The organism is Desulfosediminicola sp., assembly GCF_048381775.1.
Classification (GTDB): Bacteria; Desulfobacterota; Desulfobulbia; order Desulfobulbales; family Desulfocapsaceae; genus Desulfopila; species Desulfopila ganghwensis.
Map to the genome: position 1 here is coordinate 182,945 of NZ_JBLXGE010000006.1, position 21,081 is coordinate 204,025.

Consider the following 21,081-nt stretch of genomic DNA (forward strand, 5'->3'; position numbering starts at 1 on the left):
TATCGAGAGATAGGCTACTGATCACAACAAGAAACATATGACTTCAATCTTTTCCTCTCGACACCTTGATTGTAAAAACTCGCAGTACTCAGACAACCCCTAAAGCAAACCGTATTTTTTCATCTTTCTCCACAACTTCATACGGCCCCACCCCAGTTGCTCAGATGTCGTCGTGCGATTCCCACCATTGGTAAGCAGAGCGTCAACAATCATCTGCCTTTCGATATCGCCCCAACTCTCATTGCCATTGCCACTGCTGCCATCCGTTATACCGATCGCGGGTTCCAACGCAACTGCGGCCTTAACCTGGGCCTTGGAATCGGGCACACTTTCCGGCTCTGTTGTAACCATTTCAGACACAATCAGCTGTTTATCGAAAATGTAGGGCGGGAGATTCTGGTCACTAATCTTTTTGCGTTTACAAACATTTACCGCATATTCTACTATATTTCTTAACTCCCTGACATTGCCGGGGAAAGCATAGGCAGAGAGGATCTGGCTTGCCAATGGCGTAAAACCAACAATGTTTTTACCAAGGGCTTTATTGAATTTCTGCAGAAAATGATCCAGAAGATAACGGATATCAGATTGACGCTCCCGGAGTGAAGGCAAATGGACGTGGAGGACATTAAGCCGGTAAAACAGGTCTTCTCTGAATTCATTTCGTTTCACCTGTTCCCTCAGCGGTCGATGAGTAGCCGCAATTATACGGACGTCAACCTCCACACTCTGCTCACCACCTACCGGTATAAACCTGCTATCATCCAGTACTGACAGCAGTTTCACCTGCAACGGCAGTGGCATATCACCAATTTCGGTCAGAAACAGAGTACCACGATCAGCAAGCTTGAACATTCCCTGCTTATTCCTGGTCGCACCAGTAAAAGCGCCCTTCACGTGACCAAAGAGTTCTGACTCGAGCAAATCGGTCGGTAGCGCACCGCAATTCACTTTAATGAATGGATACCTTGCCCTGCTCGATTCTGCATGGATAAGCTCTGCTATCTTATCCTTGCCGGTTCCTGTCTCACCGGTAATCAAAACAGAAGCATCTGTCTGCGACATGAGTGGAATCATGTCGAATACTTTCTGCATCTGAGGACTGTGCCCTATCAATTCCTGAGATGCGTAATTGTTTTCGACAGCATCGCCCTCACTGGCTCTGCCGGTGGTATCCTCGACAATTACCAGCAGACCGAGACTCTGCTGTGCATCTTTTATACGGGAAATATGATAAAGCGTGGGAATCTTTCGCCGAAAGCGATTGAGGATGTCACCGGTCACCGACATCGGTTCACCGGTTTGCAGGACTTTGTTGTAATTCTGGCCCCTGGTATTACCGGTATTGCTGCGCACCACCAGCTCGCCATGTACCCCGCGTACGTTTTCAATGGCGTACCCTGTTATGGCCTGCATAAGCCGGTTCATGGCCTGAATACGTGACCTGTCATTCAGGATCATTGCAGGATACGGGACACCTTCCAGCATTGTCAGGTAGTCAGGAGTAAAGAGCACAGCCATTTATACAGCTCCTTAATTATACAAAAGCCGGATGCACCTCTGACAGGAAGTGCATCCGGCTCTATTTACCAGGATTTGCTCTTGAGGATCTTTTCTATTTCCTCTTGAGATTTTTTTTGCAGGATGAGTACCCGCTTTTCTTTCGCGTCTTGGATTTTCTCCATTAGCTCACGAATATCAACTGGTTTTTCAAGAAAATCCTCTGCTCCGAGCTTCATAGCCTCCACGCCAGCCTTGATGCTGCCGTGTCCGGTGAGGATGATTATCTCGGCATCGGGATGTTTTTCCTTTATTTTTTGTAATGTTTCAAGACCACCCATACCAGGCATAGCCATGTCGAGTATTATTGCGTCAAAATCTTTCTGGTCGACAATTGCAACTGCCTCTTCACCTCTTGTCGCCGTGCTTACTTTAAGATCCCGCGCTTCAAGTCTATTGGCAAGAACTGAGAGAAATTCCTCTTCATCATCCACCAGCAGCACTCGTGTATTCAGTGTATGCTCCATTTGGTTCTCCTCTTCAAACTCATCACGCTATGCCACAGCCTGCATCCTCTCTGCCATGACTTTCTCGTTTGCAGCCTTTATATTAGCTGACAGCTCCCCTATATCAACCGGCTTATTCATGTAAGCGAACGCGCCAAGTTGCATGCAATCCATCATATCCTGGTGGGTTCCGTGACCTGTAAGGATAATAACCTCTACTTCAGGGGCCATCTCTTTGGCGCGACGCAGCACTTCAATTCCATAGATACCAGGCATTTTCAGATCCAGCACCATAACATCCGGGCGATCTTCGGCGATAACATTCAAGGCCTCTTCGCCATTGAATACGCCATACGTACCTACATCCCTGCTGATCAATCGTTCGGAAACAGTCTGAACAAACTCTTTTTCATCATCGACAAACAATACTTTTGATGGCAAATCGAATTTCTGCCGTCTGTAAATAGAATCATTGTACTCAGGAGACTTCTCAACCACTACCTCTTTAACCGCATCAACCTGATTTGTAACGATTGTTTTCAACTCATTAACCAGCTTGGTGAAATTGAGCACCGATTTTTCAACCTTCAGCTTCACCAATCCGTCTTTAACAAAGACCTTCACCTTGTGACCACTATTTAAAAGCGCGAAGTTCACCCTGCATTCGTGCAACAGATCCTCTGCTTCGAGTTGCGACTCGCTGGTCCGTAACACTGAGGTTTTGTGGAAGTACTGGGATACTACAGAGACAATTTCTTCTCTCGACTTTCCTTCAAGAGGCACAACCAGATCATACAGTGAAGCATCATACGCCTCTTTCTTGAAAAGGAAATCCGCAAGGTAGTACACTTTGAGATCGTCGTTGCGAATATTTTTTTGAGCCTCTTTCTCAGAAACCTTACCCTCAACTATCGCATTATCAATTCTCGACTGCTTGGTGTCGGCCAGAAGTACCTTGAGCACATGAGAGATTTGATCTGATATCAAGAAAGAAATTGAACCTGAAAAAAGAAATTCTTCTTTGCTAACCAGTTTTTCTCCGAGAACTGACTTAAGCTGATTGACCAACTTCTCCCTTTCAAGAGTAAACTGATTAAACACTGAAGTCTTGCCATAGAGCGCCTGCTCAAGTTTATCAATACTGGTTCCGTACCTTCTGGACGTATCGGCAAAAAGATCATTATCTTTGTAAAGCGTTAGATCGAGTGATTCGGCAATATCTTTGACGACATCACTCGCCGGTATAGATGTGCATGGGTAAATAGCTATTGATGACATAGAGAACCTCTCTTTTGTTTTATAATACGTCTAGTGGACAGATACATTGTTTAACCATAGCTAATTCACCATATGCATTCTCCGTGCCAGATACACCAAACCACATCAACCGCTCTTTAAGAGCTTGAACTAACCCATGATTCTACAACACTTAACTTCTGCAAACACCCGGCTGCAAAACGCTATCTCTCGTCCCCACCACCTTCAGATACAACCTTAATCATCTGGAAAGATATTAATTATCTTTTTATTACACACTCCCACGAACTCGTCTGCCTCTTCAACAGTTCCTCTCTCAAAAAATACAGAACTCTTCTTTGGCTTACCCAGGGTACAACCAGGTTTGATTCCCCTGACGCACTTCTCACACAACAAAATAATACACTTTGTAACGACATGCTACATTGTGTATTAAAATGTTTCAATTTGCCACTTTTCTTTTCCAGAGAAGCACGCCTACCAGAAATCCAGCCACCCGGATAGTGGCCACATCAGCTTGTTTTCATTATCTTTATTTGATTTGTTAGTGACATGGCATGCTGGTTGCTACAAGTGAGCCGTATCCGGTAAAGAGCAACACAGCGATACCGTATAGATATAAATATTGGATTACTCCTTTTTCAAATAAAAGCGATTGAGGGAAGGTATGACGGACAAAACTACAGCACGTGTTCTTTTGGTTGATGACGAAGTGAACTTCGTAAAAGCGCTCTCTGCACGATTAAAGATGAGGGATCTGCGTGTCAATACTTCTACAACAAGAGAAGACGCTTTCAGCAAGGTTGAAAGACAGGAATACGATGCCATAGTAATGGACATCTCTTCTCCGGATAGCATTACCAGTCTTGAGACCACGAGAAGATTGAAAAAAATCGATCCAACCATACCGATAATCGCTCTCACTCCCTATGGTTGCATCGAGATTTCTGCGAAAGCTCTCAAGGTTGGCGTCTCCGATTTTCTCCAGAAACCTGTTCAGGTCGGTAAACTCGTGCAGAAAATTGCTGCAGCGACACTTCACCGAAGAAAAACAGGCAAAAGGAAGAGTTCGAGTCCAGTTCTTCCTCAGATTATGCCAAGTTTTAGTTAAAGCTTTATAGAACTATTCAAACAGGGAGCTGCATTTTGAAGATAGATATCTCAATTGTCAGGGAAATATCAATCCCCTTAGGGACCTACCCATATATAGAAAAAGGGGAGTCGTTGAGCAAAGGTATCGATCTGCTCACTGGGAATCGATCTGAAACAGGCTGTCGCATACATTTCGACAGCCTGTTAGTAGTAAACGAAGCGGGTGAATATATTGGCCAGTTTGAACTTCGGTCAATATTAAAGAATTTTTTTGGCCCTGCTATAGAACCCCTCGCTTCACATTTTCCACTCAAAGACAGAGACTCCTACGCAGACACCATTGTAGCCATAGATGATTGGTTCAAAAGTGAATGTCAGCGTAAATCAACCACCACCATTGGAGAATATCTGTCTGTCCCGCAAACCCTGCCATCCGTGACGCCTTCATGCCACGTGCTTGAAGCGCTGGATCACCTGCTTAGAACGGAGAGCAGCGTATTGCCAGTAATAGAAAACAACGTATTGCTCGGAGCTGTAAGACTCGAGGATGTCTTTACAGCCCTCGCTGCCGGCTTCCAGCCTGAGTTCAATGCGAACTATACATTTACTACTGAAGGATAGTCTTATGAGTGAAACAACAACACAAATCAAAAATCAAGCTGTCTCTTTCGATGTGCGGCGCCTGTTCTTTATGTTCCTTGGAATCGGCCTTTTTGCGCTCATCTACTGGTGTCCGCCATGGCCTGATGCCCTCGACCCATTAGGTGAAAGTTATACTCTGAGCCGTGAGGCAAAAGGTGCGCTTGCCCTTTTCGTTCTTGCAGCAACATGGTGGGTTTTTGAAGTTGTACCCATCGGTGTTACGAGTCTTACTATCGGTGCAGTACAGGCCCTTTTCCTCATCAGGCCTGCCGGAGTAGCCTTTCGTGATTTCATGGCTCCTTCCGTTCTCTTCATCTTTGGCTCAATTGTCATTGGTATGGTCTTCACAAAAACTGGCCTTACCAAAAGAATTGCCTACAAAATGCTGTCGATTATAGGCAACAAAACCAGCCTGATCTACCTTGGATGCTTTGTCATGACCGCCTTGATGACGCATCTTATGGCTCATACAGCTGTTGCGGCGACAATGTTTCCGCTCCTGATGACCATTTACGCACTGTACACAGACAGTGACGAACCGACCAAATTTGGCAAAGGACTCTTCATAGGCATGGCCTTCGTTGCCGGCGCAGGCAGTATTGTTACCCTGCTCGGTGCCGCACGAGGCGTTGTCGCTCTCGATTTTTACAAAGATATTATGGGAGTTGAGATTTCTTTCTTTGAACTCACCATGTACATGGCCCCCGTAGGCTGGCTGATGGTTTTTCTGCTCTGGGGCTTCACCATGATCTTTTTCAAACCAGAAAAAGCTGAGATTGAAGGCCTCAAAGAGCGCTCCAAACAGATGTATAAAGACCTTGGCAGCTGGACCAAAAATGAACTCATAGCACTTGCAGTTATCCTGGGCACCATTTGCCTTATCGCATTGCAGAACTTCATACCAGCGCTGTCCAGCCTTGACAAGACCGGGCTTATGCTGATGTCAACCATTGCCTTCTTCCTGCTCAGGATCCTTGATATTGACGATCTCGAGATGATTCCCTGGAACATTATCCTGCTCTTTGCAGGTGCCATGTCGATCGGATACTGCCTGTGGGAGACAGGAGCAGCAAAATGGCTGGCGGTCAACTGGCTGCAGCTTTTCGCCGAAGCACCCGCAATCGTTTTTATCATGGGCATGGCCTTCTTCGTCATGATGATGACCAACTTCATCATGAACGTTGCTGCAATCGCAATTTCACTGCCTGTGGCTCTGGTTATCGCTCCATACCTCGGAGTATCCGGAGAAGTAATTCTCTTCTCCTCCCTGGTTGTAGCAGGTATGCCATTCCTGCTGCTGGTAGGAGCCGCACCGAATGCAATTGCCTACAACTCGAAACAATTTACCACCGGCGAATTTTTCTTGTACGGCATACCTGCCTCAGGCCTGCTCCTCGCGGTCACCTGGCTTGCCGTCACAGTTATCTGGCCCCTGATGGGCATGACCGTCAAGGTACCAGTATAAAGTGAGCTTCACGCATCTGCCGATGTATCAACCGTTGGCAGGTGCGCGAACCCAAAACAGAGACTCATAAGACTATGAATATCCCAATTTTAGATTTTGCCCTTATCTGCTTACTGCTGCCAATTATCCCGGTCATCGGCATAATGGTTGGGCAATATATACATAAGCTGTTCGGATTACATCAAGATGCACAAGGCAATAGGCCTCCCACCTGGCAGGAGGAAGAACTGGTTCGTGTCCCTGCTGATTCTTCTTCCTGTCGGGTTTTTCGTCGCAGAAAACCGAACATGTACAATTAATTAACTTATTTGAGGCACTTATGTTACGTATCGGTCTATTTTTAGCCACTAACCTCGCAATTCTCGTTCTCCTGGGAATTGTAATGACCATCTTTGGGCTGGACAGCCGCAGCACTTCCGGTTTGCTGGTAATGGCCCTGATGTTTGGTATGGGTGGTTCCTTTATCTCACTCGCCATGTCCAAATGGATTGCCAAAAAATCCACCGGCGCCCAGGTTATAACCAACCCACAGAACCCTACCGAGAAGTGGCTTTATGATACCGTAGCCAGAATGGCTAAGGAAGCTGAGATCAATATGCCGGAAGTGGCAATTTACGATTCTCCAGACATGAATGCTTTTGCCACTGGTATGAAAAAGAATGATGCCCTGGTTGCTGTTTCCACCGGGCTTCTCTCCAATATGTCACGCGATGAGGTCGAAGCAGTACTCGCCCATGAGATAACTCACGTCGCCTGCGGTGACATGGTGACAATGGCGCTGATCCAGGGTGTACTCAACACCTTTGTGATCTTCATCTCACGTATGATTGCCAATGCAATCAACACCTTCATGAGCGATGAGGAAGGAGGAGGCCTCGGCTTCTTCGGTTATATTGCTGTAACCATCGTCTTAGAACTCGTTTTCGGACTCTTTGCTTCCATGATCTCCATGTGGTTCTCAAGAAGACGTGAATTCGTCGCCGATAAAGGTGCTGCATATCTTACCAGCAAAGAGAAAATGATTGCTGCACTGCAAAGGCTGCAGACCCACCAGTTACCTTCGAACCTTCCTGAGCAGGTTGCCGCGTTCGGCATCAGGCCTCGCGAGGGAGGACTTGCAAGCCTTTTACGGAGCCATCCGAATCTCGATGACCGCATTGCGGCATTACAGAAGCTCTAATCCTACCCTTCTGTGGGGTCCCCCACAGATCCCTTTTTTAAAAGCCAAAACACGATAGCCAACATACCCCTTCAGTCGCCTCTTCGGAGGCGGCTGCCTACCCTGGCCCGTCAGTAAAACTGATAACACAAACCTCTGGCGGGCCAGCCTTCTCTTCAAGCTTTTCTATCTACCTTCAGGCATCCTGAATGAGCACTGATGAGCACTGATGAGCACTGATGAGCAATTTAACTCTATCCCAACCCAGGCTCATTAACTGAGTTGGTCATCAATCGATACAATTGTAAATTTTACCCACCATTCAGGAGAACTGCGCGCTAATCCCATTCTCCAACAGGCAGCCAGGCGATCCCCATAGCCCCCGGCCCGATATGACTACCCACTGTCGGCCCGAATGAAGTTTTAAGGATGTCACGGTCAGGAAAGGTCTTCAAAATCATGTCCCGCAAGGCGATAAGTTCCTTATCAGTATCTGCCCCACTTACTCCTATGCGAACCCTGCCTCTGACTCCGGCAAGTTCTTGGGTCATGTAATCAACCAGCTTTCGTTTCGCTCTATTACCGCCGAAGCTTTTTGTTTTTGCGCTCACAACACCATCTTCCATGCCCAATATCGGTTTAAAGCCGAAAAAGGAGCCAAGCTTTGCAGAACCATGACCAATCCTTCCACCACGTGCAAGATAATCGAGGCTGTCCACCATGAAAAATGCCCGGACTTTGTCAGCCAACAACTCTATTCGCTCCTTCACAACATCGATCGGCTTGCCAAGCCGTATTCCCTCAGCCGCCTCCAGAACCAAAAGCCCGCTCCCAATTGAGACGTTTTTGCTGTCCACCAGTTCGATACGGAACTGTTTATCGAGATTCGTATTCCCCTTTCTCTGCTTCAGGTACAGATTGTAGTTATTCACCACCGCCTGTCGTGCCATCTCGAAAGTGCTGCTCATTTTTTTGGACATAAAAATCCCGAGGATATCATATTCAGCAATATGACTGCTGAAGAGACGGTGGAAATCCTCAATTGACGGTGGTGTGGTCGAAGGGAAAACGTTCACTGTTCTCAGTTGATCATAAAACTGCTCAGGAGTTATATCGAACCGATCAAGGTACTTCTTGCCATTAATAATCACCGACATTGGTACCATTACAATATTTTTTTCCCGGATAAGATCGACCGGCAAATCTGCACCACTATCAGTTATCAGCAGGATCGGAGCTTTTCTGTCACTCATGAGCTCTGCTCTGATTATCTTTTCTGCTACCAGTCCATCCAATAACTTCTGGATCTCATCCGATGAGGCCAGGCCACTGTTTACTACTTCCGCTTCCGTTCGTCCTGCACCTATAAAATCGAGTAATTGCCCGACTCTTTCATCGTTCATTCCCTGAACAACTTCTCCCATCTCCACCGACGATCCTGCAACAACACTGAAAATTCGACCCATTTTTTGACTCCTTTCAGCGAAACAGCTTTACATCCCAGACAGGGATATTCCATCGAACAGTTGAAACTTCGAAAGAGTTGGTTCGCACCAACCTGACACAAACCACAACATAAAAACCCGCACCTAGTTCCAGTTTACGTTAAGAACAGCTTACAAGATTTTTGATTTAATTCAAATATTTCATTGATATACCTGGTAACAATTTCCTGACACTTCATAAAATTGCAGATTTGATGATCATGTGATCGCCCGCAAATCAGAAATCAGGTTCGATGAGTATGTCGCAGCCACTGCACAACTTCATCAGGATCATTGGTTCGGGCACCTTGCTCACGTCCACAGAGAAGCCGAAGCAGTCTGAACCGAAACAGCCTAAGCCCAGCACTGAATATTTCGGCATATCGGCTCCAAAAAGTTCCAGCCAGGACGCCCGACTATTAATGACCTTCGCTCAGCCCTTCTTTTTAGTAGCCCCAAAGGCGCCCGTATAATACTCTGGCTCATCCTCGCCTGCATATTGAGCATGTTCATCTGGGCATGGGTTGTCGAAATTGATGAAGTGATAAAGAGCCAGGGTAAAGCAATTCCCTCTTCCCCGTCCTTTCCATAAAGCACTATCAGCTGACCACCTTTCAACGCACGCCACTTGCCTATATATATTACATTACAGCTAAGTCCTACTTTTTTACGTTAAAACATATACACGTATCCACACCTATACGTTTTTGTTTTTTTTGGTATTTACGTGTTTAAGCATAATGAAATATCGGTTAGCACCATGCACATCCCGATATAAACTGGTTCTGAAGCGTATCCAGACAAAAGCTCTCTATCTAATTACTATTGAAACTTCTGTCACCCGCCTCGGAATCAGCCACTCGTTACCACCGGGCCTATCTAAACATCGAAATGGTGTTCACTCTCCCCTGCCGAAATCATATCCAGATGATCTTCAATGCCCTGGAACCTTTGGCAGGCGTTCAACATATGCAACAGCAAAATAAGGTAAAAATAATCCAACGGTTCATTCTAACTTACTTTTGCTGGTGGACATGCCCCTTCCATGATTGCATAATGTTTTCCAAAGAGGTATTGAACGTCAATTTCGAACAGATTTCGATTACATATCTGTGCTTATAGATAGTAACTTCAGAGAGGCTGACAACATACTTCTTACGCGTATACGTATCGCCACCAATACGCTCATACCATTATACGTATTTACCTTTTTACCTTTATCCTTTTTTACACTCTTACCCGCATACGTTTTATCTGATCTTTTGGGTATCTATTTTCACACCGTCTGGTGCGCATTTACCCCCTCTATCATGAGAGATCTTCTTCGACCATTACAGACCAGATTTTACGAAAACCTGCTTTTAATTCTAAAATAAAACAGCTTGATGCTGCTCCATCTTAAAGTTATGATTATTGAGTGAATTTATTTCCCTTCTGAAACCCAGCGGGTAACGGCCAGGAAACAGGCGTGAGATAACCGAGGCAGAGGGACTCTACGTTGGCTGCTAAGGCTCAACAACTCACGACGCAAGATGTTTGAATGACAACCGGCACAGACGGGGTGTCCCCCTCAACCCTTTCTGGTACCCCTTACATATTTTTGAGCGAAGGATTGGCGGTAACCAAAAGCAATAGCTTCTGAATATATTTTCTATCAACACCCTGAGGAGAGAAAAGATGACACACAAATGTTTTTCCTTGTGGTTGGCACTCACCCTGCTTTCTTTCACCTATAATGCGCAAGGGGTTGAGCCAATTCCTGATGAGTCGGGACTTAGCGGTTTTGTACGGTTAGGTGGTGGGGTAATGAACTACTCAAACAACACCATCGCAGGAAATTCATTAATGGATGTTGGCACAGACACCATATTCAATCTGGACGAAACACCAGATTCAGAAACTACAGGAATAGGGGTTTTCAACTTTGAACTTGGTTGGACATTTGCACCACAACGTACTCAGATTGTACTGGGATCAAACATCGAAGATGTGGCCCGCCTGGATTTTTCACAGCAGTTGGCGGTAAAGAAAGAGTTTGCAGACAAGAGTCTGGTCTCAGTTGGTATTCTCTTTACAGGATTTCCGACTGAGGTATATGAAGACCCCTTCCTCACCGGATCTCCCCGTCGGGAAACAGACCGCACTTCATATGGGGCACGAATCGCTTACGACAGCTTTCTGGATTCAAACTTTGAAGTTCGCTACTCATTAAGAAATATCGATATAGATGATGAGAGAAGCGGCGATTCTCTCGATCTTACTCCTCAGGAAAGATCTCTTTTACAACGTGACGGACTCAGGCACGTGTTTGACCTCAGTTACCGCTACAGGTACGACGGTAAAAATTTGTTTGTTCCTACCATATCATTTTTCTACAGTGACAGAGATGGTGATGCCATAACTCACTGGGGGACTGATTTTCAGCTTACATACATCTTCAAGGACGACCCTTTTACAGCGGTTATCAATGGCCTGATAGGTTTTGCAGATTACGACGAAACGAACCCTGTCTTCAGCAAAAGCCAGGATGATGACCGCTACGGGATCTCCGGCCAATTTTATTATCGGCAACCGTTTGGCCTTACACCTTTCGGCAATCAGGATTTCAGTCTGTTTTGCAACCTCTCCTATTTTCTTGTGGAGAGCAATATAGACTTTTATGAAACAGAGGTTATCCTCGCCACAGCAGGAGTCATGTTTCAATTCTAAAGAAAACTGGCTGTATGGCTGCCAATGAGCTGTACAGCCTGTTTTTCTATGTGCTATTCCCCCCCCTTATACCCCATAGCCTTCCGGATTAAGACTGCAATATCCGCTGATTTCTTTCTGCACCCCTTTCAATTGATAATACTCCGTTCCAAACAGGTCGAACCGACACAGATCAATGGGAGTGACTTCAGAGCTATTGATGTTACCGATCGCCCCTGCGTATTCCAGGGCGGCCGTTGCAAGTTCAGAACAGAAGAATGCAGCAAAATCCTCTCTGTTGTGGGTAACATTTCCTATTATCGGGGTTGAATCAAGAACATCCAATGCTGATTTTACAGCTTGAGGCATATCGTATTCTTTCTGCTCCTGGTGCAGGAGAAAATCAATATGTTTTTTGGTATCAAGTCGTTCGCGAATTTTCTCACTGAGTGGCAACCACCACATGTCACCTTCGTAATACTTGAGACGGACACTCATTCTGTTTTTCTGTACACCCCGAACTTTCTTGTCGGTTACAGGGTCTTCATACAACGTTGTGGATTCGAAAATATCGACTATCTTGCCACGTTGAGCTTCGTTGTGCATGAGAACCTTTGATTCGAAAACAATACCTATGTGCGATACTTCCGACCGTGTCACCCACTTGATGATTTCAGAAAAATTCCCTTTTCCGGAGAAGGCAATAATATCTCCAGGCTGCATCTTATCGCGAACACTCAGATACTCTGCAATTACATGTGCCATGGTTCACCCCCAATCAATGTAAACAGCGTTTTTCAGTAAACCATCATGACCAGACCAGCACCTGGAGCGCGAAGCTCCTCTTGAGCAGGTGAGTAGAGTTTAGCTTGCTATTATGACAATTTTCACTGCAATTAGACCTCATGGCAATAGTATTCAATCAGAAAAAGGTGATCGACTTCCCATCTTTAAGCTTCTGGTGGTATCCTGTCAGCAACGTATTCCACAATAAATTCCAAACAAACACCATGGTAAAGGATACAAAATTTCCTTTTACAAGGGACTTGGAGTAAATATTCAACAAATGAACTTCTAATAGTTTTTTCAACAGCTTGGATGTAAAATCTGATACTTTTAAAGTCGATAAATTGTCAAAGTTAAAAAAAGTACTGCTTCATGCCCATGCAACACAGCAAAGCATCTTCCCTTTTACCTGATCGACGAGGTCCAGGCGTTGCTACTCCAATTAGAAAACCCGGTTACAGGTATTGCGTACCAACGTGGAATTAAAGAGTCGCACCATTTCTTTCGGAGCTTCAGGAAGAACGTCGGACCCAGGCCCAAAGCCTATCGACAACACAACGGGCAACAGTTAGCCCCATGAATGACGAGTCTTATAAATGCCAGCAAAAGAAGCATGCCTGACTGGCGAAACATACGAATAGCACCTTGAATATCAGGTAAAATTTCTATCACCTACGATATATCAACAACAGATCTATTCAAAGGAGAACACAATGCTTTACAGAACAATGCCCCAAAACGGTGACAAACTCTCTGCCCTTGGCTTCGGAGCGATGAGACTCCAACTCCTCGAAGACGGCTCGGTTGATGAGCCGCGTGCCATCGCCCAGATCCGCTCTGCCATTGATAATGGCGTCAACTATATAGACACAGCCTACCCGTATCTTGGCGGCCAGAGCGAAACCATTGTTGGCAAGGCCATCAAGGACGGCTACCGGGAGAAGGTGAAAATCGCCACCAAGCTGCCACGCTGGCTGGTGGAAAAGCGCGAGGACATGGACCGCTTGCTTGAAGAGCAGTTGAAAAAACTCGATGTCGATCACATCGACTATTATCTGGTCCACGCCCTTGACGGCAACTCCTGGGACCACATGGTCGAAGTCGGCATTATCGACTTCCTCGATACAGCTGTTGCCGATGGACGTATCGGCAATGCTGGTTTTTCCTTCCACGGGGTTGGTGATGACTTTATCCGCATTGTCGATGCGTACCCCTGGGTATTTTGCCAGATACAGTATAATTTTCTCGATACCCAGAATCAGGCCGGAACCCGTGGTCTGAAATACGCCGCTGAAAAAGGTCTCGGCGTAATAATTATGGAGCCATTACGTGGCGGCAACATCAGCCTGCCAGTCGCCCCGCCTGAAGTTCAGAAAATTTGGGATACAGCGACTATAAAGCGCAGCCCGGTTGAATGGGCACTTCGCTGGGTATGGGATGCTCCAGAAGTTACCGTGGTGTTATCCGGCATGAATGAAGAGGCACATATCAAACAGAATCTGGCCATCGCCTCAGAAGCCGCAGCTCATACACTCACCAAAGAAGAACTGGCATTGATAGAAAAAGCCGCTGCCAAATACGGGGATCTCATGGCAGTCCCCTGCACCGGCTGTGGCTACTGTGTGCCCTGCCCTGTCGGGGTTCGCATCCCGCTCTGCTTTGAAAAACTCAATCATCTCCATATGTTCAAAGATGAGATGACTGCTAAATACCAGTACGCTGTACTTCTCAGCGACACCATGGGCACCAATCCCGGCTATGCATCACAGTGTGTGGAGTGCGGTGAATGTCTGGAAAAATGCCCCCAGCATATTGACATTCCAGAAGTTCTGAAACAGGTTGTCGATGAGTTGGAAAGTGACAACATGGAAGATATGGCCAAAGGCGTGCTCAAGCCCCAAAAATAGTACCTTACCAAACAAACTTCAGCGGTTTGCACATCAGGCATGTATTACGCCTTATGTGCAACTCTCCAAAAAGAAACACCTTATTATGAAAATTCTCTATTATGATTGCTTCGCTGGTATAAGCGGCGATATGAACCTGGCCGCAATGGTAGGTCTCGGTGTTGAGCCAGCATTTCTGGCAGCCGAACTCACAAAACTCGGCCTTGATGATGAATTCGAGTTACAGGTCGGTTCAGACATGAGAAACGGCATCTCAGGGACCCGGGTGGATGTACTGCTGAAACATCACCACCACCACACCGATGGAGACCACCACCATGGTCATCACCATCACCGCAACCTCGCTGATATTGAGGCAATCATAAATAACAGTACTCTTCATGAACGGATAAAAGAGACATCTCTGGCGATTTTCAACAGGGTTGCCCGGGCAGAAGCCAAAGTTCACGATAAACCTCTTGATGAGGTTCACTTTCATGAGGTCGGCGCCACAGACTCCATTGTCGACATCGTAGGAGCAGCAATCTGCATCCACGCTCTGGAAATAGATGGTGTATGGAGTAGCCCCATTGAGCTGGGTGGAGGATTTGTACAGTGCGCTCACGGTTTGATTCCGGTACCGGCCCCAGCCACCATGGAGATACTTACCGGCCTGCCCACCACCCGTGGCGCGGGAGAACATGAGAGCACGACTCCTACCGGTGCCGCAATCCTGGCGGAATTGGTCGACCACTTCACTGCAACGGTTGAAATGACTGTCACCGATACCGCCTATGGTATCGGCCATCGGCAAACCACATTACCCAATGTGCTCCGGGTTCATATCGCCGAAGTTGACACCATAGCTCCACAGGGCAAGCTCCCCACCAGCAAGGCCCGGCTGCTGCAATGTAATATTGATGACATGACTGGTGAAATGCTCGGGGTGGCAATGGAAATACTTATGGAGGCCGGGGCGATGGATGTACACTTCACCCCTATCATCATGAAGAAAAGCAGGCCTGCCACCAGCCTCTCACTGCTCTGCTCTGAAGAAGACGAAGAGAATTTCAAGCGGCTGATCTTCGAAAACACCACCACCTTAGGGATAAAGAGTTACCCTCTTGATAAGACTGCTCTGGAAATCCGCTTCGAACAGGTCGACACCCCCTGGGGAACTGTGCAGATGAAAAAAGGCATCCTGGACGGTCAGGTCATCAATACCAAACCCGAGTTAGAAGATTGCAAGAGAATCGCCAGCGACAACAATCTCACCCTGGCCGAAGTGTATGCCCATATAGGCAAATCGGTCAAGTAAGCCCGATAGCAAACCCAAACTGATCGTGATCGTATTCGACCGATCAGTTTGGACCAATCCCGGCCTGCCTCCCATCCGCACTTAGCGTCAGACCTGCCCAACCACGAAAGTACTCCATTGCTCCAATGCCCACCCGGGAGCTCCCCTCATGCCCATAACATTGCTAACAGACACTGGTAGAGTGTGAAGTTATATCCATCTGAATTCTCCCATCAAGCCAATCAGGGTATGGTTTCAAGAAGACGCTGCAAGGCGGTGTTCAGGTTTGGGCTGTAAAAGGTTTCGCCTGTTTCTGTAATTGCTCAACCTTTGAATCAGACCTCTTCCTGTTTTACACATGATAGGCAAAAATCAGAACTCAGTGGGTCAAGATGATGCTCGACAGTGCCGTATAATTAGTTATGACTGTATGCGACAAATCCACACGATCTCTCCTCAAAAACAAAGAGACCACTAAATTGGATTCGGAATCATCTGCAATGAGATTCACAGTAGGAATCTTCAGTTCGGAACTATCAATAACTTGTTGAGATAAGATATGGCAACCTTGATATATGAGGGATAAATTTTTCTTTTATCAAAAAGATAAAATCTGTCCCCTTTATCAGACAATGCAAGGTTCCTCATCCTTTTCAATCCTTCAGGGGATTGAGAAAGTCTGAATTTGCGGGATCGTGATCCTTGTACTTGAAGACCACGTAAGTACAGTCATGTACCTCCTCAACTCGCACTTCAACAATTCTCTTCTTGAGTCGCTGGAAATGCTCAAAGGGATTCGAACTATTAGTTGTTCCATTATAATAATTATCGAAGCACGATAAATTAAAAAATTTTTCCTGTGTAATGGCCCCTTCCAGCAAAGAAAAGAGGTTGTTCGCCAAGAGCCTGATTTCAGTGTCTGAAACAGAAATGCTCTTAAGGAGCGGCCTTTTGTTTTTAGGGTTGACCCTTCTTCTTATATTATCCCGCTCATTATCAGGAAGAATGAAAGGTTCAGGGAAGTACCCCTCTAACTCCGATAAACTATTCCTGAACTCGTCTGTAAGGGCACCGAAATTCTTGCCAGGATATATTTCTACCATGACTTTACGAAACGGCCTCTCCCTCTTACGCAACATACTACCCGAATGTGTTGATTTAATAGAAATTGCGACTATGAAATCTATGGATTGATTTTGTCTAAGGAACTCTTTTATAATCTCTTCTGCGTTAAAATATGGAAAATCGTTCCTGCTAGGTTTAGCATTAAATAAATGACTACCACCGTCACATACGATGATCCCCTTTGCGCCATTAAAATCAATTTTCTTGTTAACTTGTTTCCGCCTTTTGGCTTTTAAAGCGTTGTAGAGTGTATTTTTCTTATTTGATGCTGCCAGAGTATGAATAACATGTCCTCCCCCGACACCATTTCCAACAGGATCATAGATGATGTCAATCCTTGTTGTTTTTGTTGAAATCTCATAACTATGAGCTTCACTAGGGGATTGCTTGACCATTCGAAGAAAATTCTTAAACTTTTTGTTGAAGATTTCCTTTGAAAAGTGTTCTCGTTTGGGCAACATAAGTTTTACTTCAACAGTCGTGGGTGGTGGTTGAGCATGCACCGACCAATGAAAACCTCTCAATGGAATATCGGCTTTTTTTACATGTTCCCACAAATCAATCTCAAAAGCCTTCAGGGGTGTTTGATCTTCATACCTTTCGTCGCTTATCGTGGTTATATCGGCTATAAATTCTGACTTATCTGCTTGATTTTTAAAATGCAGATCCAACTTTGCGGCGGTCCCCAAATCTGGCTCATGCACCACCTGTCCGATTTTACTAAAAACGTTTAGTACAACTATTTCCCATTCTGTGGCAATAGAATCAAAACCGTTTTTATTCAATCGGGAAATCTGAATTTCAATCTGTTCCGACGTTAGAAATTCAGCATTTTCATTAATCATTTGTTGTATCGTTCGACGAGAAAACATGGCCATGTTGTTTATATCCATTAATCTATACGCTCTGACTGATGAGTTATTAAAAAGAACTTGAAATAGAGACGACTATCTCAAGCCTATCCACCCATCATTCCTAACACCATCGAGTAGCCACAATTAATATACTCAGATAGAAATCAATAGCTTGCTCTTTTTTATTCTCTTTCCTTTTTAGCTATTCCCCTATCAGTTCTCTGGTCGTCAATAGAGCTTCCCCGGCGTTTTCCACTTTTTCTTTGGTACCAAATTGTGACCAGATCCGACCTAACCAGGAAAAAGGTATTTCAAGCTACCTTCTCTTCCTTGGTTGGGGTTTTGAATCAACAATTCGCTTGCCCGAATCCGGTAAAACAGTGAGAACTTTGTCTCTCAGCAAGTTGAGAATCAATCGGGGGGGCAGGCCACTGTTTTCACATCATATATACTTAAAAATTCCGATATGTAATATGTACATTGGCAATCATAACAGCTTAAACTGGTCCTTAATTTAAGATATTTCCTGAATCTCTTCGAAGGGAAAATATCGGTCATGCCGTGGAAAGCTGGATGAGCAATATTCTCTGGAATACTAGCCGCACAGAAGAAATACTCCGAGCTGCAACCTGGAAAGTGGAAGCTACTATGCTGGCATGGCCTGCAGAGAGGGAAGAAATATCGAAAGATAAACGTGCATGAAATACGTGCATAGAAGTGACATGAGAAATGTGCTTACATATAGCTGGTCACATCTCGAACCCTTGCTCGACCGGGCGGGATAGGAACCTCGTTGGGATGACCTAATACCACGACACAATAGACCATATGATAGTCAGGGGCCTGCAGCAATCGACGCAATCGGCGCTGATCAACCAACTCGCACTGATACATCACGCACGCTCCCAGGCCGAGAGCATGAGCAGCCAAAAGCATATTTTGTATGGCCATTCCCGCATCCAGCGCGGGAGCATTTTTTTCCCTATAAAAACGTTCATCTATGGCCACATAGATTTTTATGGGCGCTTTTTGCAGCAGACTCTCATTGCTGCTATCTCCCTCGATGATGGCCACCGGAATGTTTTCCACCACATAAAAGTGATACGGCATTTTATGGAAAGCACTTGGCGCGTAGAGGGCGGACTCTATTATTTTTTCTATATCGGCTCGCAGTACCGGCTGTTTTTTCCAGAATCGTATTGAACGTCTATTTCGAATTACGGCAAATATGCCCTGTTCATATTCTTCATAGTGACCAGCAACAGTGCTTTTCGGCAGAGTAATGTATTTGCCGTCCTTTGAACACCAGAGCGTATAGCGCTTGAGCATCTTCTTTGCCCAGCCGATATCAGGCCCCGCAGGATAGTCATTTTCCACCCAGGCATTCAGCAGTATTTTTAGAGAGGCATACGCGTCCCGCCCCCCATCTTTATCATCACACTTGGTTGCCATATCGATGGCATGTGCTTCACTGCGAATAAACTGGCTCAACTGGTCTTTGTCCATGGCTGTCGCTTCACTTGGGGATCCGGGCAGGCGTCCCCTCCTGCTCCCTCCTTTCAAGAGATTCGCTCCCGGGAACCCTGCAATCAGACTGCATCACACCAACCTGCCACAATCGTATTTTATCATTGCAATACAATTACATAGATCATAACAGCAGTGTAGCACACTTTACAGCCAGCAGGACTTCTTTTTTTATCGACAACACGTTTTCCCTTGAAGAAGTTGAGCAAACAGTGCTAGGAGTCTGTCGGACTAAGCCCTTTTCGGCCAACTCATCGTTATCGAAGAAAAATCAATGCTCGCAGATAAGCGAACGAAGTGAGACTTCGATATCAATAATATGGCTCCGCTTAATTTTCCTTCGATGCCTCGATTTGAGTGAAAATCGCAATAGTCCGACAGGCTCCCAGGATGCCGCCTGATTCCCCTACCTACAGAAAGGATTGATTTATGAAACAGATAGACAGTAGATTTATTTTCGCAGCTCCATTTATTTTAGGTGCTGCCATGGCCACCAATGTCGATGCGGCAGGATTTCAACTCAGCGAACACTCTGCTAACGGCCTGGGACGTGCCTATGCCGGTGAAGCAGCAACTGTGGAAAACAGCAGTGTGATTTTCAGGAATCCCGCAGCTATGAGCTATTTTGATCGTACTGCCATCTCGGTCGGTGCCGTCTACATCAAGCCCGCAATTGACATCGACGGGGACTCTGCAATTTACGGGTCTGCCCATCAGAATGACGCAGCCAACGGCGGCTTGTTGCCCAACCTCTCAGTGGTCCATCCCCTGAAAAATGATTGGTGGGTCGGTATGTCCTTGGGCTCGCACTTCAATACAGGTGTGGAATACGACTCCGACTTCACAGGTTCTCATTTTGGGGATCTTGCTGAAATTACCACGGCAGACATAAACTTCAGCCTTGCCAGAAAGATCACCGACACTTTGAGTATCGGTGCGGGATTAAGCGCTATCTGGGGAGAAGGCAGAATGAAAAGCTCATTGCCACTATCACTTGGTGGGGCGACCATTCTCGACCTGGAGGGCGATGACTGGACCTGGAACTGGAACATCGGCGCCATGTGGCAGATTAACCGGGACAACCGACTTGGAATTACCTACAAGCATCACGCGACGTTAGATCTGGAAGGAACGGCTATTTCCGAGGTAGGTTTGCCCTCGGGTAACGGTAAGTTACCGCTTGAACTACCCGCAATGGTTGAGGTTGCAAGTTTTCACCAACTTACTGACAGGCTCGCCCTGCACTTTGGTATCAACTGGTCGAGCTGGTCCCGTTTCGAATCTCTCACCGCAGATATCGAAGGTAGCATCGTTGAAGTCAAGCGGGAAGACTGGCAGGATACGTTTAAGTTCAGCATTGGCACCACCTATCAACTTAATGAAGCCATCATGCTGCGTGCCGGTTTCGCGTATGATCAGCCAGCCGCAGATGAAGAACACCGTACCATCACCATCCCCGATTCAGACAGGTTCTGGTATAGCGCAGGAATCGGTTACGCCATCAGCACCAATAGCGTAATCGATCTCGGTCTAACCTATATTCATTTCCTGGGTACTGATATCCACGAGTCATTCACTCCGCCAAAGGGAAGCGGGCTTCCTGCCGATGACTTGGACGTCAGTGCCAGCGGGCATGCCTGGTTGATTGGCGCGCAGTACAGTTATCAGTTCTAAGCGGTATAATGAACGGCCAGCAGACCTGAGAGGATACACCTCATAGCCGGTCTGCTGGGCACTGCTTCACAATAGAGAAAAATTATTTTCTTCCCCCAGCCTGCGGAATATCAACCAGCATCCTGTTTTATATGACAGA

Annotated in this window: 16 protein-coding genes; 8 read left to right on the forward strand and 8 right to left on the reverse strand. The window is 46.0% G+C overall.

From position 1 onward, the window contains the following. Nucleotides 1–99: 99 nt before the first annotated feature. The 3 genes from ACN5NT_RS11865 to ACN5NT_RS11875 all read right to left on the reverse strand — a co-directional run bounded on the left by ACN5NT_RS11865 (nt 100) and on the right by ACN5NT_RS11875 (nt 3,284). A complete protein-coding gene (locus ACN5NT_RS11865) occupies nt 100–1,521 on the reverse strand; it encodes a sigma-54 interaction domain-containing protein (RefSeq protein WP_419175565.1) in 1,422 nt (473 codons plus the stop codon). A gap of 65 nt (nt 1,522–1,586) precedes the next feature. Next, entirely contained in the window at nt 1,587–2,027 is a 441-nt protein-coding gene (locus ACN5NT_RS11870) for a response regulator (RefSeq protein WP_419175566.1), read from the reverse strand. 27 nt (nt 2,028–2,054) lie between these two features. Then, nucleotides 2,055–3,284 (reverse strand): response regulator, encoded by a 1,230-nt coding sequence (locus ACN5NT_RS11875; protein WP_419175567.1) that lies wholly within the window; start codon nt 3,282–3,284, stop codon nt 2,055–2,057. A gap of 646 nt (nt 3,285–3,930) precedes the next feature. Here ACN5NT_RS11875 and ACN5NT_RS11880 point away from each other — a divergent pair. From ACN5NT_RS11880 to htpX, 4 genes are all read left to right on the forward strand, one after another. Beyond that, nucleotides 3,931–4,374, forward strand: coding sequence for a response regulator (locus tag ACN5NT_RS11880; protein WP_419175568.1), 444 nt, complete (start codon nt 3,931–3,933; stop codon nt 4,372–4,374). A 35-nt stretch (nt 4,375–4,409) separates the two neighbouring features. Further along, the gene (locus ACN5NT_RS11885; protein ID WP_419175569.1) at nt 4,410–4,976 is read left to right on the forward strand and encodes a CBS domain-containing protein; all 567 of its coding nucleotides are present in this window, start codon (nt 4,410–4,412) and stop codon (nt 4,974–4,976) included. A 4-nt stretch (nt 4,977–4,980) separates the two neighbouring features. Further along, entirely contained in the window at nt 4,981–6,462 is a 1,482-nt protein-coding gene (locus ACN5NT_RS11890) for an SLC13 family permease (RefSeq protein WP_136797033.1), read from the forward strand. Nucleotides 6,463–6,781: 319 nt separating this feature from the next. After that, complete coding sequence (gene htpX / locus ACN5NT_RS11895; RefSeq protein WP_419175570.1) at nt 6,782–7,642, forward strand: protease HtpX; 861 nt, start codon at nt 6,782–6,784, stop codon at nt 7,640–7,642. A 317-nt stretch (nt 7,643–7,959) separates the two neighbouring features. Here the strand turns inward: htpX and ACN5NT_RS11900 are convergent, their stop codons facing one another. Then, entirely contained in the window at nt 7,960–9,087 is a 1,128-nt protein-coding gene (locus tag ACN5NT_RS11900) for a DegV family protein (protein WP_419175571.1), read from the reverse strand. Between the two features lie 256 nt (nt 9,088–9,343). Continuing rightward, complete coding sequence (locus tag ACN5NT_RS11905; RefSeq protein ID WP_419175572.1) at nt 9,344–9,487, reverse strand: hypothetical protein; 144 nt, start codon at nt 9,485–9,487, stop codon at nt 9,344–9,346. Nucleotides 9,488–10,782: 1,295 nt separating this feature from the next. On the opposite strand from ACN5NT_RS11905, the gene ACN5NT_RS11910 reads away from it, so the two are divergent. Further along, nucleotides 10,783–11,814: a DUF2860 family protein gene (locus ACN5NT_RS11910; protein ID WP_136797037.1), complete on the forward strand. Its 1,032-nt coding sequence runs from the start codon at nt 10,783–10,785 to the stop codon at nt 11,812–11,814. Nucleotides 11,815–11,880: 66 nt separating this feature from the next. Here ACN5NT_RS11910 and ACN5NT_RS11915 read toward each other — a convergent pair whose 3' ends face one another. Next, nucleotides 11,881–12,558, reverse strand: coding sequence for a hypothetical protein (locus ACN5NT_RS11915; protein WP_419175573.1), 678 nt, complete (start codon nt 12,556–12,558; stop codon nt 11,881–11,883). Nucleotides 12,559–13,292: 734 nt separating this feature from the next. On the opposite strand from ACN5NT_RS11915, the gene ACN5NT_RS11920 reads away from it, so the two are divergent. Together ACN5NT_RS11920 and larC are read left to right on the forward strand one after the other, a co-directional pair. Beyond that, nucleotides 13,293–14,486, forward strand: coding sequence for an aldo/keto reductase (locus ACN5NT_RS11920; protein ID WP_419175574.1), 1,194 nt, complete (start codon nt 13,293–13,295; stop codon nt 14,484–14,486). An 85-nt stretch (nt 14,487–14,571) separates the two neighbouring features. Next, nucleotides 14,572–15,783 carry a nickel pincer cofactor biosynthesis protein LarC gene (gene larC / locus ACN5NT_RS11925; RefSeq protein WP_419175575.1) on the forward strand — a complete coding sequence of 404 codons (1,212 nt, stop codon included), beginning with the start codon at nt 14,572–14,574 and terminating at the stop codon, nt 15,781–15,783. Nucleotides 15,784–16,415: 632 nt separating this feature from the next. Here the strand turns inward: larC and ACN5NT_RS11930 are convergent. Next, nucleotides 16,416–17,765 carry a hypothetical protein gene (locus ACN5NT_RS11930; RefSeq protein WP_419175576.1) on the reverse strand — a complete coding sequence of 450 codons (1,350 nt, stop codon included), beginning with the start codon at nt 17,763–17,765 and terminating at the stop codon, nt 16,416–16,418. 711 nt (nt 17,766–18,476) lie between these two features. Next, the gene (locus ACN5NT_RS11935) at nt 18,477–19,304 is read right to left on the reverse strand and encodes a nitroreductase family protein (RefSeq protein WP_419175577.1); all 828 of its coding nucleotides are present in this window, start codon (nt 19,302–19,304) and stop codon (nt 18,477–18,479) included. A gap of 393 nt (nt 19,305–19,697) precedes the next feature. Between ACN5NT_RS11935 and ACN5NT_RS11940 the strand changes: the two genes are divergently transcribed. Beyond that, a complete protein-coding gene (locus ACN5NT_RS11940; protein ID WP_419175578.1) occupies nt 19,698–20,942 on the forward strand; it encodes an OmpP1/FadL family transporter in 1,245 nt (414 codons plus the stop codon). Nucleotides 20,943–21,081: the final 139 nt, after the last annotated feature.